Raw genomic sequence first — 14,169 nt, 5'->3', positions numbered from 1 at the left:
GGTCCTTGACTGGAGGTACGGATGCGTCTGCGTCGCCCTGTCGCGCGGAAACTGGCTGTACTGGCGGCTGCGTCCGCCGTGGTGTCGGTGGGGGCGGCCCCGCCGACCTCCGCCGCGACGGACACCGTCGAGAAGGCCCCGCTGGCCGTCGGCTACGGCGGTGCCGTGTCCAGCGTCGACCCGGACGCCTCCGCCGCCGGCATCGAGGTGCTCCGCAAGGGCGGCAACGCGGTGGACGCGGCCGTCGCCACGGCCGCCGCGCTCGGCGTCACCGAGCCCTACTCGGCGGGCATCGGCGGAGGCGGCTACTTCGTCTACTACGACGCCAAGTCCCGTACGGTGCACACCATCGACGGCCGCGAGACCGCGCCCCTGAGCGCCGACGAGAGCCTCTTCCTGGAGAACGGCACGGCGATCCCCTTCGCGGAGGCCGTCACCAGCGGCCTGAGCGTCGGCACGCCCGGCACCCCGGCGACCTGGCGGACGGCGCTGAGGAGTTGGGGCAGCAAGCCGCTCGGCAACCTGCTGAAGCCCGCCGAGAAGCTCGCCCGCGACGGCTTCACCGTCGACGCGACCTTCCGCGCCCAGACCGCCTCCAACGAGGCCCGGTTCCGGAACTTCCCGGCCACGGTCGACCTGTACCTGCCCGGTGGCCGGCTGCCGGTGGTCGGATCGACCCTCAAGAACCCCGATCTGGCCCGCACCTACGCGGAGTTGGGCCGCAAGGGCGCCGGCGCGCTCTACCGGGGTGGCATCGCCCAGGACATCGTTGACACGGTCAACAAGCCGCCGGTGGACCCGAGTTCGGGCTACAACGCCCGCCCCGGCGACCTGACGGCCAAGGACCTCGCCGCCTACCGCACCAAGCGCCAGGTGCCCACGAAGGCGACGTACCGAGGTCTCGACGTCTACGGGATGGCCCCCTCGTCCTCCGGCGGTACCACGGTCGCCGAGGCGCTCAACATCCTTGAGCGGACCGACCTTTCGAAGGCGAGCGACGTCCAGTACCTGCACCGCTACATCGAGGCCAGCCGTGTCGCCTTCGCCGACCGGGGCCGCTGGGTCGGTGACCCCGCCTTCGAGGACGTACCGACGAAGGAGCTGCTGTCGCAGAGGTTCGCCGACTCGCGCGCGTGCCTGATCAAGGACGACGCGGTGCTGACCAGCCCCGTCGCACCGGGTGACCCGCGCGATCCGGCGGCCTGCGCGACGGGCGGTACGGCCGCGCCGACGACGTACGAGGGCGACAGCACGACCCATCTCACGGTCGCCGACAAGTGGGGCAACGTCGTCTCCTACACGCTCACCATCGAGCAGACCGGCGGCAGCGGCATCACCGTGCCGGGCCGGGGCTTCCTGCTCAACAACGAGCTGACGGACTTCTCCTTCACCCCGGCCAACCCGGCCGTGCACGACCCGAACCTGCCGGGTCCGGGCAAGCGCCCGCGCTCGTCGATGTCGCCGACGATCGTGCTGGACCAGCACGACAAGCCCGTGGTGGCGCTCGGTTCGCCGGGCGGAGCGACCATCATCACCACCGTGCTGCAGACGCTGACCGGCTTCCTCGACCGGGGCCTGCCGCTGGTCGACGCGATCGCCGCGCCCCGCGCCAGCCAGCGCAACCAGACCACCACCGAACTCGAACCGGGCTTGTGGAACAGTCCGTTGAAGACCGAACTCGAAGCCATCGGGCACGGCTTCCGGCAGAACCCGGAGATCGGCGCGGCGACCGCCGTCCAGCGCCTGTCGAACGGCAGGTGGCTGGCCGCCGCGGAGACGGTACGGCGCGGGGGTGGCGCGGCGATGGTCGTGCACCCGGTCAGGTAGCGGGCTCGGAGGCGGGCGGCGGCGTCGTACGGAAGGCGAGCCGCCCGTCCTCCACTTCCGCCACCAACCGGGTGCCGGACGGCAGTCGACCGTCGAGGAGCTGCCGGGACAGGGGGTTGTCGACCTCCCGCTGGATCGTGCGGCGCAGTGGCCGGGCACCGTACTCGGGCTGGTGGCCGTGGCGGGCGAGCCGGTCGACGGCCTGCTCGGTGAACTCGATGGTGACGCCCTGCGCGTGCAGCCGACGACGCGTCTGCTCCAGCAACAGGTCGGTGATGCGCCGCAGTTGCTCGTCGGTGAGCTGACGGAACACGACGATCTCGTCGATGCGGTTGAGGAACTCGGGCCGGAAGTGCTCCCGCAGCGGACGCAGGGTCCGCTCGCGCCGGTCCTCCTCGGCCGCCTCGGCGCCGCCCGCCGAGAAGCCGAGCCCCGCCCCGCTCCGGACGATGGCCTCCGAGCCCAGGTTGCTGGTCATGACGATGACCGTGTGCGTGAAGTCGACCGTGCGGCCCTGGGCGTCGGTGAGCCGGCCGTCGTCGAGGACCTGCAGCAGGGTGTTGAAGACATCGGCATGGGCCTTCTCCACTTCGTCCAGCAACAGCAGCGAGTACGGATGCCGTCGTACGGTCTCCGTCAGCTGGCCGGCCTCCTCGTGGCCGACGTAGCCGGGCGGGGCGCCGACCAGCCGGCTGACCGTGTGCCGCTCCTGGTACTCGCTCATGTCGAGCCGCACCATCCGGTCCTCGCTGCCGAAGAGGGTCTCCGCCAGCGCGCGGGCCAGTTCGGTCTTGCCGACGCCGGTCGGGCCCAGGAAGAGGAAGCTGCCGATCGGCCGGTCGGGGCTGGCGAGTCCGGCGCGTGAGCGCAGCACGGCGTCCGCCACCACGGCCACCGCCTCCTCCTGTCCGACGACCCGCTGATGCAGTTGCTGTTCCAGTCCCAGCAGCCGTTCCTTCTCCTCCTGGGTGAGGCTGCTGACGGGGATGCCGGTCTGCCGGGAGACGACCTCGGCGATGTCCTCGGCGCCGATCTCCAGACTCTGTCCGTCGTCGGCCCGCTCCTCGTCGCGTCCCGCGCCGATCCGCTGCCTCAACTCGCCGATCCGGTCCCGCAACCGCGTGGCCTGCTCGTACTGCTCGCCCGCGACCGCCTGGTCCTTGTCCCTGGTCAGCTGTTCGACCTCCTGCTCCAGCGCCCGTACGTCCGTCCCCTTCGTCCGGGCGCGCAGCCGCACCCGGGCCCCGGCCTGGTCCATCAGGTCGATGGCCTTGTCGGGCAGCCGGCGGTCGGTGAGATACCGGTCGGACAGATCCACGGCGGCCACCAGCGCCTCGTCGGTGTAGCGGACCTGGTGATGGGCCTCGTACCGGTCGCGCAGCCCGCGCAGGATCTCCAGGGCGTCACCGGTGCTCGGCTCGGAGACCAGCACCGGCTGGAACCGGCGGGCCAGCGCCGAGTCCTTCTCGATCCGCCGGTACTCCTCCAGAGTCGTCGCCCCGACGATGTTCAGCTCTCCGCGCGCCAGGGCCGGCTTGAGGATGTTGCCCGCGTCCATCGTGCTGCCCTCGCCCGCGCCGGCGCCCACGACGGTGTGCAACTCGTCGATGAAGACGACCAGTTCCGCGGAGTGCGCGCGGATCTCGTCGACGATGTTCGTCAGCCGCTCCTCGAAGTCGCCCCGGTAACGGGTCCCGGCGACCACCCCGGACAGATCCAGGGCGACCACCCGGCGCCCGGCCAGCACATCGGGGACGTCCCCCTCGGCGATGCGCTGGGCCAGCCCCTCCACGATCGCGGTCTTGCCGACGCCCGCCTCGCCGATGAGCACGGGATTGTTCTTGCCGCGCCGGGAGAGCACTTCGACGGTCTGCTCGATCTCCTCCTCCCGCCCGATCACCGGGTCGATACGGCCCTGCATCGCGAGCTCGGTGAGATCGCGCCCGTACTTGTCGAGGGTCGGCGTGGGTGCGCGGCGCGGCGGATCCGAGCGCGACGGGAGCCCTGTGGGTGTGCCCGCCGCCGACGGCTCCGCTGCCTCGGGTGGCAGCGCGGAGGCCGACAGATGCGCGGCGCCCAGGATGTGCCCGGCCGCCGAGTCGGGGTTGGCGGCGAGGGCACTCAGGACGTGTTCGGGGCCGATGTAGCCGGAGCCGGTGACCCGGGCCAGCTCGTGCGCGTCGAGCAGGGCCCGTTTGACCGCCGGCGTCAGGGCCAGCGACGCGGGCGTCGGCCCCTGGCCCGGCTTGTGCCGCTCCGGGCCCGACCGCTCGTCGATCTCACCGGCCAGCGCGTCGGGATCGGCGCCCGCGCGGGCCACCAGACTTCGGGTCGGCTCGGCGGTCAGCGCGGCGCGCAGCAGATGCTCGGTGTCCAGGTCACTGCTTCCGTGCCGCGCCGCGTACGCCGCCGCGTCGGCCACCAGCTGCCGGGCCTGGCCGCTCATCAGCCTCCCGATCTCGATCCGTTGCGGGCGCGGACCGCCGAAGAAACGGGCGAAGAACTCACTGAAGGGGTCCGGACCGTAGCCTTCGGGCCCCGGGAATCCGTTGTTCATTCGCTGCCGAGTGCCCTGTCGCTGCGCGGCTACACCGGGGGCGTCGTGGGGGTGCCGGTGATTTTGTGGCTGCGGGTGCGTCGTGGTTGCTCGCGCCCCGCGGCGGAGCCGCATATCAGGCACAGCCCCGCGCCCCTGAAAAGCAGGGGCTGCGCCCCGTGCTTTTCGGCCCGCAGGGGCCGTGTCTTTCAAGGGGCGCGGGGAACTGCGCGAGAAGCCCCACGCACCCGCAGTCGCACCATCACCCGCAGCTCAACGGCGCTCCCCCGTCCCCCTATCCGTCAGCACGCGCGGCCCGGCGTCCGTGATGGCCACCGTGTGTTCCACGTGCGCCGCCCGGGACCCGTCATTCGTCCGCAACGTCCACCCGTCCGCCGCCTCATGGAAACCGTCCGTACCCCCGCCGATCAGCATCGGCTCGATCGCCAGCACCATCCCGTGCCGCAACCGCATCCCCCGCCCGGGCCGCCCCTCGTTCGGTACCGCTGGATCCTCGTGCATATGGCGCCCGATCCCGTGCCCGCCGAACCCGTCGGGAATCCCGTACCCGGCGGCGCGGCACACGGTGCCGATCGCGTGGGCGATGTCGCCGATGCGGTTGCCGACCACGGCCGCCTCGATGCCCGCGGCGAGGGCGCGCTCCGCGGTCTCGATGAGCCGCAGGTCGGCCGCGCGCGGCTCGCCCACGACGAAGCTGATCGCCGAGTCCCCGGCCCAGCCGCCCAGTTCGGCGCCGAAGTCCATGGACACGAGGTCGCCGTCGCGCAGCCGGTACGAGGTGGGGATGCCGTGCACGATCGCGTCGTTCACGGAGGCGCAGAGCACCGCGGGGAAGGCCGTGGGCGCGAAGGAGGGCCGATAGCCCAGGAAGGGCGACGAGGCGCCCGCCTTGCGGAGTACCTCGTGCGCCACCTCGTCCAGTTCGAGCAGGGAGACCCCTACGTCGGCGGCCTCCCGCACCGCGGTAAGCCCTTGCCCCACGACCTGCCCGGCCTCGTACATCGCGTCCATCGACGCATCCGTCTTCAGTTCCACCATGCCAATTACTATACCGCTCGGCGTCCAATTAATATACCGGTCCGGTTGAAGGGGATCGGTATTAGAATGGGGGCATGGTGCGCACCCCCCTGACCCCCGAAGAGCGCGAACGCGGCGAGCGGTTCGGCCGGTTGCTGCGTGAGGCCCGCGGTGGTCGCAGCATGGCGGAGATCGCTGCCGGAGCGGGTATCTCCGCGGAGACGCTCCGGAAGATCGAGACCGGCCGTGCCCCCACGCCGGCCTTCTTCACGGTCGCCGCCCTCGCCCGCACGCTGGGCCTGTCCCTGGACGACCTCGTCGTGCGGTGCGCACCGGCCGACGCGGTGGTGCCCACGGCCGCCGTGGCTTGAGTCGGCCACCGTAATGGCTTGAACCCATCACGCACAGCCTTCACATGACCGCGCACAGCACACTGCGTCCGCTCTGAAAACTTCGCGTAGCCCTTCTGTAACACAACTGGTGTTTTCTTGCGGACCGGAGCACTCCAGTCTGCCGGGGAGTATGCGATGGCTGTGGATCAACTCCCGGGTCAGGTGCGGGAGTTCGCGGGATACCTGAACAAGCTGATGACCAAGCTAGACCAGGGCGGTGGCTGGTGCGCCGTCTTCTGGCAGCGCGACCCCGACGGCATGCGAGCCTGCCTGGACGGCCTGGAGGTGCCGCCCTGGGATGTCGTGGAAGCGCTCATGCACGACCTCAACACCGCGTACGGTCCCGCCGCCGCGGCCCAGGAGACCGAGCGCGCCCGCGCCCTGCACAGCGCGTCCCTCGCCGCGTACGACTCCCGGCCCGGCGGCCGCGAGGCCCTCGGTGACCGGCTCGACGTGATGGTCGGAGAGCAGCGCTACGCCGCCGAACGCACCGCCGAGCTGAATCGTCTGCTCCAGGCCGCCACCACCCAGGAGGAGGCCGACTCCCTCCGCCTCGACCTGGCCTGGGCCCACGACGACCACGAGCGAGCCACGGCCCGCTGTACCGAACTGCGCTCCCGCATCGAGGACGTCGACCGCCGCGCCCCGCACCACCCCGTGCGGGGCGCGGCGCGCGTTGCGGGCGACACCGTGGGGGACGTCTTCCGGGTGCCGGAGGCGGACGGGCGTACGGCCGACTCGGTGGAGCGTGGCGGTGGACGTATACACGCGGACCAGCAGCAGCACGGCGGCCGTACCGCTGGGGACCGGTACGGCGGCGGACGTACCCCCGACAGCCGTTCCCCCGACGGCCCCGCGCACAACGGCCCCATGCACAACGACTCCACCCACAACAGCTCAACCCACCACGGCCCTGCGCACGACACCCGGCGCGACACCTACGTGGCCGCCTTCCCCGACCCCGAGGAACCCGCCCGTACCACCCCCGAGCCCGAACCACAGAGCCCCGACCCGGAACCCGCCGCCCCGGTTCCCGCCAAGCAGCGCTCCAAGCGCCGGGCCCGAGGGGGTGCCCGTTTCGCCGGGGCCATGGAAGCCGAGGAGGCGCCGCCCGCCGTCGTTCCCCAGGCCGCGCCGGCCGCCGGCCGCAAGGGGCGGGCCCCCCGGGGTGCCCGCTATGCCGGGGTCGCGGCACAGGCCGAGGTGGCGGCGCCGAAGCAGCCGCAGGCGCGCCAGCCGCTGGAGGACGAGGCTCGTCGGGAGGTCACCGGGACCGTGGAGCAGTTGCTGCGATTGCGCCGGGAGGGGCGCAGCGGGGAGGCGCACGCTCTGCTCGTGGAGGTCGCGTACTGGCCCGCCGCCCGGTTCCCGCTGCTCGCGGCCGACATGCACCGCGCGGGTCTGGGCGCGGACTGGGCGACCCTGCTGTGGGAGGCCGGCTCACTGCCCGCCGACCGGCTGGTCGCGGTCGCGGACGCCCTGACCGCGGTGGGCCGCGCCTCGGACGGGGAGCAGATGCTGCGGCAGGGCGTCTCGCGACCCGCCCAGGAGATCGGCGAGGCGGTGCTCGGGTTCGTCGTCGAGGGGCGTGAGCGGGAGGCGCGTGCGCTGCTCGACGTATATGTGCGCGTGCGTACGCCGGAGGAGGCGGCGCGCAGCGCGGAGGTCCAACCCCAGCGGCTCGCGCCCCTGGTGCTGGCGGCGGCACGCCGTGTCTCGGAGGAGCGCTACCGCGAGGTGGTGCACGCGCTGCGCGTACAGGGGCTCACCTGACGCAGCCGAAGCACCACCAGACACGTGTGACGCACGTGACGCACCTGGCCCGTACCTGGCGACCGACGCGGGAGCTGCCGGTTCGGCATACGAAACACAGGGGTAATCACCCACTGGAGTGCGAAACCTGATCGACTCGGTCGGTTGACGACGATGGTCTTGCCCAGCCCGTCGACGGGGCTTAGTTTCAAGCCTCTACGGCCTGCGTCTACGGGCGTAGAGGCTCTCTGACGTCCCCGTCGAAGGAGCAGCTGACATGGCCAACGTCGTACGCGCCGCCCTGGTCCAGGCGACCTGGACCGGCGACACCGCATCCATGGTCGCCAAGCACATCGAGCACGCCCGCGAGGCGGCCCGGCAGGGTGCGAAGGTGATCGGCTTCCAGGAAGTCTTCAACACGCCCTACTTCTGCCAGGTCCAGGAACCGGAGCACTACGCCTGGGCGGAATCCGTGCCCGACGGCCCGACCGTCACGCGTATGCGGGAGCTGGCCCGCGAGACCGGCATGGTGATCGTCGTCCCGGTCTTCGAGGTCGAGCAGTCCGGCTTCTACTACAACACCGCGGCGGTGATCGACGCCGACGGCACCTACCTCGGCAAGTACCGCAAGCACCACATCCCCCAGGTCAAGGGCTTCTGGGAGAAGTACTACTTCAAGCCCGGCAACCTCGGCTGGCCGGTCTTCGACACGGCCGTCGGCAAGGTAGGCGTCTACATCTGCTACGACCGCCACTTCCCGGAGGGCTGGCGCCAGCTCGGCCTGAACGGCGCCCAGCTCGTGTACAACCCGTCCGCGACCCACCGAGGCCTGTCGTCGCATCTCTGGCAACTGGAGCAGCCCGCGGCCGCCGTCGCCAACGAGTACTTCGTCGCCGCGATCAACCGGGTCGGCGTGGAGGAGTACGGGGACAACGACTTCTACGGCACCTCGTACTTCGTCGACCCGCGCGGCAAGTTCGTCGGCGAGGTCGCGAGCGACCAGGCCGAGGAACTTGTCGTGCGTGACCTGGACTTCGACCTGATCGAGGCCGTACGCACGCAGTGGGCGTTCTACCGGGACCGCCGGCCCGACGCGTACGAGGGACTCGTACAGCCGTGACCGCGTACGAGGGACTCCTACAGCCGTGACCGAGTACGAGGGACTCCTACAGCCCTGACGTGGGCACGTACAGCCGTGACACACGCAGAACCCGTACAGCAGTGAAAGGAGTGGTGCAGCCGTGACCGACGAACTGCTCGGACGCCACAAGGCCGTACTGCCCGACTGGCTCGCGCTCTACTACGCGGACCCGATGGAGATCACCCACGGCGAGGGCCGCCATGTCTGGGACGCCCGGGGCAACAAGTACCTCGACTTCTTCGGCGGCATCCTCACCACGATGACGGCGCACGCGCTGCCCGAGGTCTCCAAGGCGGTGAGCGAGCAGGCCGGGCGGATCATCCACTCCTCGACGCTCTACCTCAACCGGCCGATGGTCGAACTCGCCGAGCGGATCGCCCAGATGTCCGGCATCCCGGACGCCCGCGTCTTCTTCACCACCTCCGGCACGGAGGCCAACGACACCGCGCTGATGCTGGCGACGACGTACCGGCAGAGCAACCAGATCCTGGCGATGCGCAACAGCTACCACGGCCGCTCCTTCAGCGCGGTCGGCATCACCGGCAACAAGAGCTGGTCGCCGACCTCGCTGTCACCGCTCCAGACCCTGTACGTGCACGGTGGCGTCCGGACGCGCGGCCCGTACGCCGACCTGAGCGACGCCGACTTCATCACGGCCTGCGTCGCCGACCTGGAGGACCTGCTCGGCCACGGCCGCCCGCCGGCCGCGCTGATCGCCGAGCCGATCCAGGGCGTCGGCGGCTTCACCTCACCGCCGGACGGCCTGTACGCGGCCTTCCGCGAGGTGCTCGGGCGGCACGGCGTGCTGTGGATCGCCGACGAGGTACAGACCGGCTGGGGCCGCACCGGCGACAACTTCTGGGGCTGGCAGGCGCACGGCCAGAACGGGCCGCCGGACATCATGACCTTCGCCAAGGGCATCGGCAACGGTATGTCCATCGGCGGCGTCGTCGCCCGCGCCGAGGTCATGAACTGTCTGGACAGCAACTCGATCTCGACCTTCGGCGGCACCCAGATCACCATGGCCGCCGGCCTCGCCAACCTGAACTACCTGGTCGAACACGACCTCCAGGGCAACGCGCGGCGCGTCGGTGGACTGCTCATCGAGCGGCTGCGGGCGATCACCGCGCAGATCCCGGTGGTGAAGGAAGTGCGCGGCCGGGGTCTCATGATCGGTATCGAGGTGGTCAGGCCCGGAACCGACGAAGCCAACCCGGAGGCCGCCTCCGCCGTCCTCGAAGCCGCCCGCCGCGAGGGCCTGTTGATCGGCAAGGGCGGCGGCCACAACACGAGCGCGCTGCGTATCGCGCCCCCGCTGTCGCTGACCGTCGCCGAGGCCGAGGAGGGCGCCGACGCCCTCGAACGTGCTCTGAGGAGCATCCAGTAACGCCAGATGTAAGGAAAACAGCGCCATGACCACCGCCTTGGAACCCGCTCTCTCGGTACGCCAGGTCCTCAACCTGGACCGGGTCCTCGCCGGAGAGCCCGAGGTGGTGGCCGGGGCCGGCCAGCTCGACCGGCCCGTGCGCTGGGTGCACGTGGCCGAGGCCCCCGACGTGGGCGTGATGCTCAGCGGCGGCGAGATGGTCCTCACCACCGGCGTGCTGCTCGCCGGGAACGAGGAGGCCCAGGCCGAGTACATCCGCTCGCTGCACCGGGCCGAGGCCGCGGCGGTCGTCCTCGGTCTCGGCCGGGCCTTCCCGACGCCGCCCGACGTGATGCGCCGGGCGGCCGAACGGTGCGGGCTGCCCATGGTGGTGCTGCACCGGCCGTTCCCCTTCGCCGAGCTGACCGAAGAGGTCCAGTCCCGGCTCGTACGACGGAAGTTCGCGGCCGTGAGTCTCTCGGAGGCCGTACGGACGGCACTCACCGGGCTCATCACGGCCGGTGCCCCGCTGCAACGGCTGCTCGACGAGATCGCCAAGCACGCCGGCTGTCCGCTCGTCGTCACCAACCTCGCCCACCGCGTCCTCGCCACGGCGGGGGAACGCTCGGCGGTCGACGACGTGCTGCGCGACTGGGAACGCATCTCCCGGCAGGCGGGCGGCAGCGAGGGCGACGGCTGGGTGCGGGCCGAGCTGGGCGGGCGCGGGGAGCGCTGGGGACAGATCGTGCTGTGCGGGTACCGCGGCGACACCGCCACCGGGCGGCTGCTCGCCGACCGGGCCGCCGAAGCACTCGTCCTGCACCGCATGCTCGGCGGCTCGGTGCACTCGTGGGAGGAGCAGTCCGCGCAGAGCCTCCTCACGGACCTCGTCTCCGGGGTCGTACCGGCCCGCCAACTGCTGCCGAGGGCACGGGCGGCCGGGCTCCCGGTCAACCGCCGTACCTTCGTGCCGCTCGTCGTGCGGGACGGCGACCCGGCCGAACTCGACCGCGTACTGCGGATGCTGGGCCTGTCCGGGCTCGTCGCCGAACTGGCGGAAGGCGCCACCGCCGTACTCCTCAGCCTCGCCCGGGACCAGGACGCGGCCGCGCTCACCACGCACTTCGCGACCCGGCTGCGGTCGGAGTCGGGCGTGCGCAGGACGGTCGTCGCGGCCGCGGAGGCGCGGGTCACCTGGGAGGACGTGCCGGGCGGGCTGCGCGAGGCGCGGCATGTGGCGGACGCCGTCGCCCAGTCGGCGACGGCCGGACTCGACCTGCCGGTCGTCGTACGGCTGCGGGACGTCCATCTGCGCGGCCTCATCCGGCTCTTGCGGGACGACCCGCACGTACAGGCCTTCGCCGAGCGGGAGCTGGACGGGCTGCTGTGCGGTGACGGGCACGCCGAGCAGGATCTGCTGCCCGTGCTGCGGACCTATCTCGCGACCGGCCGCAACAAGTCGCACACCGCTCAGCTGCACCACGTGAGCCGGCCCGCCCTCTACCGCCGCCTGGAGGCCATAGAGGCCCGCCTCGGCGTGGACCTCGACGACTTCGAACAGGCCGCGTCCGTCCACATCGCCCTCCTCGCCCACGACGCGCAACAGGGTTGAAACATGCCGGGACCTGGGAAAACGGCGGTGAAACATGCGCCCGCGAAGAGGTGACACGGTGGAACGGGAAAGGCCCGCAGACGTGACACCGTGCAACTCAAACCCGATCTCCGGGCTTTCTACGCTCGCTGCACACCGAGTGACCGGAGGTCCCGATGAGCAGAGTCATCCGCGCAGCCATCTTCCAGACGGCCTGGACCGGCGACAAGGAGTCGATGATCCAGGTCCACGAGCAGGCGGCCCGCGACGCGGCCGCCCAAGGTGCTCAAGTGCTGTGCTTCCAGGAGCTGTTCTACGGGCCCTACTTCTGCCAGGTCCAGGACAAGGCGTTCTACGAGTACGCAGAGCAGATCCCGGACGGCCCGATCGTCAAACGCTTCCAGACGCTCGCCAAGGAGCTGGGCCTCGTCCTCGTCCTGCCGATGTACGAGGAGGAGCAGCCGGGCGTCCTCTACAACACCGCCGCCGTGATCGACGCGGACGGCAAGTACCTCGGCAAGTACCGCAAGCACCACATCCCGCAGGTGCCCGGCTTCTGGGAGAAGTTCTACTTCCGCCCCGGGAACGCCGGCTGGCCGGTCTTCGAGACCGCTGTCGGCAAGATCGGCGTCTACATCTGCTACGACCGGCACTTCCCGGAGGGCTGGCGCGCGCTGGGGCTCGGCGGTGCCGAGATCGTGTTCAACCCGTCGGCCACCTCGCGCGGCCTGTCCCGCTATCTGTGGCAGCTGGAGCAGCCGGCGTCGGCCGTCGCCAACGAGTACTTCATCGGCGCGATCAACCGCGTCGGCGTCGAGGAGCTCGGCGACAACGACTTCTACGGCACCTCCTACTTCGTGGACCCGGAGGCCCAGTTCGTCGGCGAGGTGGCCAGCGACAAGGAGACCGAACTCGTCGTCCGCGACCTGGACCTGGCCAAGCTCCGCGAGGTCCGCGACCGCTGGCAGTTCTTCCGCGACCGCCGCCCGGACGCGTACGGCCCGCTGACGGCGCCGTAATCAGCAAGGTCCAGTATCCCCGCGCCCGAAAGGGGCGCGGGGAACTGCGCGACCAGCCCCCGACGACCGGCACTTTCCCGACAACCGAACGGAGCGTGACCGAATGAGCGGCCGTACAGTGATCCGCGGCGGTCTCGTCATCACAGCCTCGGATGAGATCCACGCCGATGTCCTGATCGAGGACGGCCGCGTCGCCGCCCTCGCCGCCAGCGGCACACCCGCCGCGGAGGCCTGGACCGCCGAACGCACCATCGACGCCACCGGCAAGTACGTCATCCCGGGCGGCGTCGACGCCCACACCCACATGGAGCTGCCCTTCGGCGGCACCTTCGCCTCGGACACCTTCGAGACCGGCACCCGGGCCGCCGCCTGGGGCGGTACGACGACGATCGTCGACTTCGCCGTGCAGAGCGTCGGCCACAGCCTGCGCGAGGGCCTGGACGCCTGGCACGCCAAGGCGGAGGGCAACTGCGCCATCGACTACGCCTTCCACATGATCGTGTCCGACGTGAACCAGGACACCCTCAAGGAGATGGATCTGCTGGTGCAGGAGGGCGTCACCTCCTTCAAGCAGTTCATGGCCTACCCGGGCGTCTTCTACAGCGACGACGGCCAGATCCTGCGCGCCATGCAGCGCTCCGCCGAGAACGGCGGCCTGATCATGATGCACGCGGAGAACGGCATCGCGATCGACGTCCTCGTCGAGCAGGCGCTGGCGCGTGGCGAGACCGACCCCCGCTACCACGGCGAAGTGCGCAAGGCCCTGCTCGAAGCCGAGGCCACCCACCGCGCCATCAAGCTGGCCCAGGTCGCCGGCGCCCCCCTGTACGTCGTGCACGTCTCGGCGATGGAGGCAGTCGCCGAGCTGGCCCGAGCGCGTGACGAGGGGCTCAACGTCTTCGGCGAGACCTGCCCGCAGTATCTGTTCCTGTCGACGGACAACCTCGCGGAGCCGGACTTCGAGGGCTCCAAGTACGTGTGCAGCACGCCTTTGAGGCCGCGCGAACACCAGGCCAAGCTGTGGCGCGGCCTGCGCACCAACGACCTCCAGGTGGTCTCCACCGACCACTGCCCGTTCTGCTTCGTCGGCCAGAAAGAACTCGGCCGCGGCGACTTCTCCAAGATCCCCAACGGCCTCCCGGGCGTCGAGAACCGCATGGACCTGTTGCACCAGGCCGTCGTCGACGGGCACATCTCGCGCCGCCGCTGGATCGAGATCGCCTGCGCGACCCCGGCCCGTATGTTCGGCATGTACCCGAAGAAGGGCACCATCGCGCCGGGCGCGGACGCCGACATCGTCATCTACGACCCGCACGCCGAGCAGGTCATGTCCGCCGAGACGCACCACATGAACGTCGACTACTCGGCGTACGAGGGCAAGCGCACCACCGGCCGGGTCGAGACGGTCCTCTCGCGCGGCGAACTCGTCATCACCGAGCGGGAGTACACCGGACACGCCGGGCACGGCGTCTACACCCCCCGCTCCACCTGTCAGTACCTCAACTAG

The 14,169-nt window shown here is 70.9% G+C and carries 10 protein-coding genes; 8 read left to right on the top strand and 2 right to left on the bottom strand.

Features of this window, described 5'->3' with window-relative positions:
- Positions 1 to 21: 21 nt before the first annotated feature.
- Entirely contained in the window at positions 22 to 1,827 is a 1,806-nt protein-coding gene (ggt, locus tag JIX56_RS07415; protein WP_257537965.1) for a gamma-glutamyltransferase, read from the top strand.
- Here ggt and JIX56_RS07410 read toward each other — a convergent pair.
- Both JIX56_RS07410 and map read right to left on the bottom strand, forming a co-directional pair.
- The gene (locus JIX56_RS07410) at positions 1,820 to 4,384 is read right to left on the bottom strand and encodes an ATP-dependent Clp protease ATP-binding subunit (RefSeq protein WP_257537964.1); all 2,565 of its coding nucleotides are present in this window, start codon (positions 4,382 to 4,384) and stop codon (positions 1,820 to 1,822) included. The two genes, ggt and JIX56_RS07410, sit on opposite strands and share 8 nt — an antisense overlap.
- A 252-nt stretch (positions 4,385 to 4,636) precedes the next feature.
- Positions 4,637 to 5,422, bottom strand: a complete 786-nt coding sequence (map, locus tag JIX56_RS07405) for a type I methionyl aminopeptidase (RefSeq protein ID WP_257537963.1) — start codon at positions 5,420 to 5,422, stop codon at positions 4,637 to 4,639.
- Between the two features lie 74 nt (positions 5,423 to 5,496).
- On the opposite strand from map, the gene JIX56_RS07400 reads away from it, so the two are divergent.
- From JIX56_RS07400 to hydA, 7 genes are all read left to right on the top strand, one after another.
- The gene (locus JIX56_RS07400; RefSeq protein ID WP_257537962.1) at positions 5,497 to 5,772 is read left to right on the top strand and encodes a helix-turn-helix domain-containing protein; all 276 of its coding nucleotides are present in this window, start codon (positions 5,497 to 5,499) and stop codon (positions 5,770 to 5,772) included.
- Between the two features lie 156 nt (positions 5,773 to 5,928).
- Entirely contained in the window at positions 5,929 to 7,566 is a 1,638-nt protein-coding gene (locus JIX56_RS07395; protein WP_257537961.1) for a hypothetical protein, read from the top strand.
- A gap of 256 nt (positions 7,567 to 7,822) precedes the next feature.
- Entirely contained in the window at positions 7,823 to 8,665 is an 843-nt protein-coding gene (locus JIX56_RS07390) for a nitrilase-related carbon-nitrogen hydrolase (protein ID WP_257537960.1), read from the top strand.
- A gap of 121 nt (positions 8,666 to 8,786) precedes the next feature.
- Positions 8,787 to 10,073, top strand: coding sequence for an aspartate aminotransferase family protein (locus JIX56_RS07385; RefSeq protein WP_257537959.1), 1,287 nt, complete (start codon positions 8,787 to 8,789; stop codon positions 10,071 to 10,073).
- A 25-nt stretch (positions 10,074 to 10,098) separates the two neighbouring features.
- The gene (locus JIX56_RS07380) at positions 10,099 to 11,664 is read left to right on the top strand and encodes a PucR family transcriptional regulator (protein WP_257537958.1); all 1,566 of its coding nucleotides are present in this window, start codon (positions 10,099 to 10,101) and stop codon (positions 11,662 to 11,664) included.
- Between the two features lie 155 nt (positions 11,665 to 11,819).
- Positions 11,820 to 12,662 (top strand): nitrilase-related carbon-nitrogen hydrolase, encoded by an 843-nt coding sequence (locus JIX56_RS07375; RefSeq protein ID WP_257537957.1) that lies wholly within the window; start codon positions 11,820 to 11,822, stop codon positions 12,660 to 12,662.
- Between the two features lie 103 nt (positions 12,663 to 12,765).
- Positions 12,766 to 14,169 (top strand): dihydropyrimidinase, encoded by a 1,404-nt coding sequence (hydA, locus tag JIX56_RS07370; protein ID WP_257537956.1) that lies wholly within the window; start codon positions 12,766 to 12,768, stop codon positions 14,167 to 14,169.

Source organism: Streptomyces sp. CA-210063 (assembly GCF_024612015.1).
In the GTDB taxonomy this organism is placed as follows: domain Bacteria; phylum Actinomycetota; class Actinomycetes; order Streptomycetales; family Streptomycetaceae; genus Streptomyces.
Note: the sequence above shows the minus strand (reverse complement) of the source record. Positions and strands in the feature narration are given on the sequence as shown.

What these genes read in the sequence shown, in the direction of transcription:
- ggt (WP_257537965.1), top strand. Translation starts at nt 22, where the DNA reads ATGCGTCTGCGTCGCCCTGTCGCGCGGAAACTGGCTGTACTGGCGGCT.
- hydA (WP_257537956.1), top strand. Translation starts at nt 12,766, where the DNA reads ATGAGCGGCCGTACAGTGATCCGCGGCGGTCTCGTCATCACAGCCTCG.
- map (WP_257537963.1), bottom strand. Translation starts at nt 5,422, where the DNA reads ATGGTGGAACTGAAGACGGATGCGTCGATGGACGCGATGTACGAGGCC.
- JIX56_RS07390 (WP_257537960.1), top strand. Translation starts at nt 7,823, where the DNA reads ATGGCCAACGTCGTACGCGCCGCCCTGGTCCAGGCGACCTGGACCGGC.
- JIX56_RS07375 (WP_257537957.1), top strand. Translation starts at nt 11,820, where the DNA reads ATGAGCAGAGTCATCCGCGCAGCCATCTTCCAGACGGCCTGGACCGGC.
- JIX56_RS07410 (WP_257537964.1), bottom strand. Translation starts at nt 4,384, where the DNA reads ATGAACAACGGATTCCCGGGGCCCGAAGGCTACGGTCCGGACCCCTTC.
- JIX56_RS07380 (WP_257537958.1), top strand. Translation starts at nt 10,099, where the DNA reads ATGACCACCGCCTTGGAACCCGCTCTCTCGGTACGCCAGGTCCTCAAC.
- JIX56_RS07400 (WP_257537962.1), top strand. Translation starts at nt 5,497, where the DNA reads ATGGTGCGCACCCCCCTGACCCCCGAAGAGCGCGAACGCGGCGAGCGG.
- JIX56_RS07395 (WP_257537961.1), top strand. Translation starts at nt 5,929, where the DNA reads ATGGCTGTGGATCAACTCCCGGGTCAGGTGCGGGAGTTCGCGGGATAC.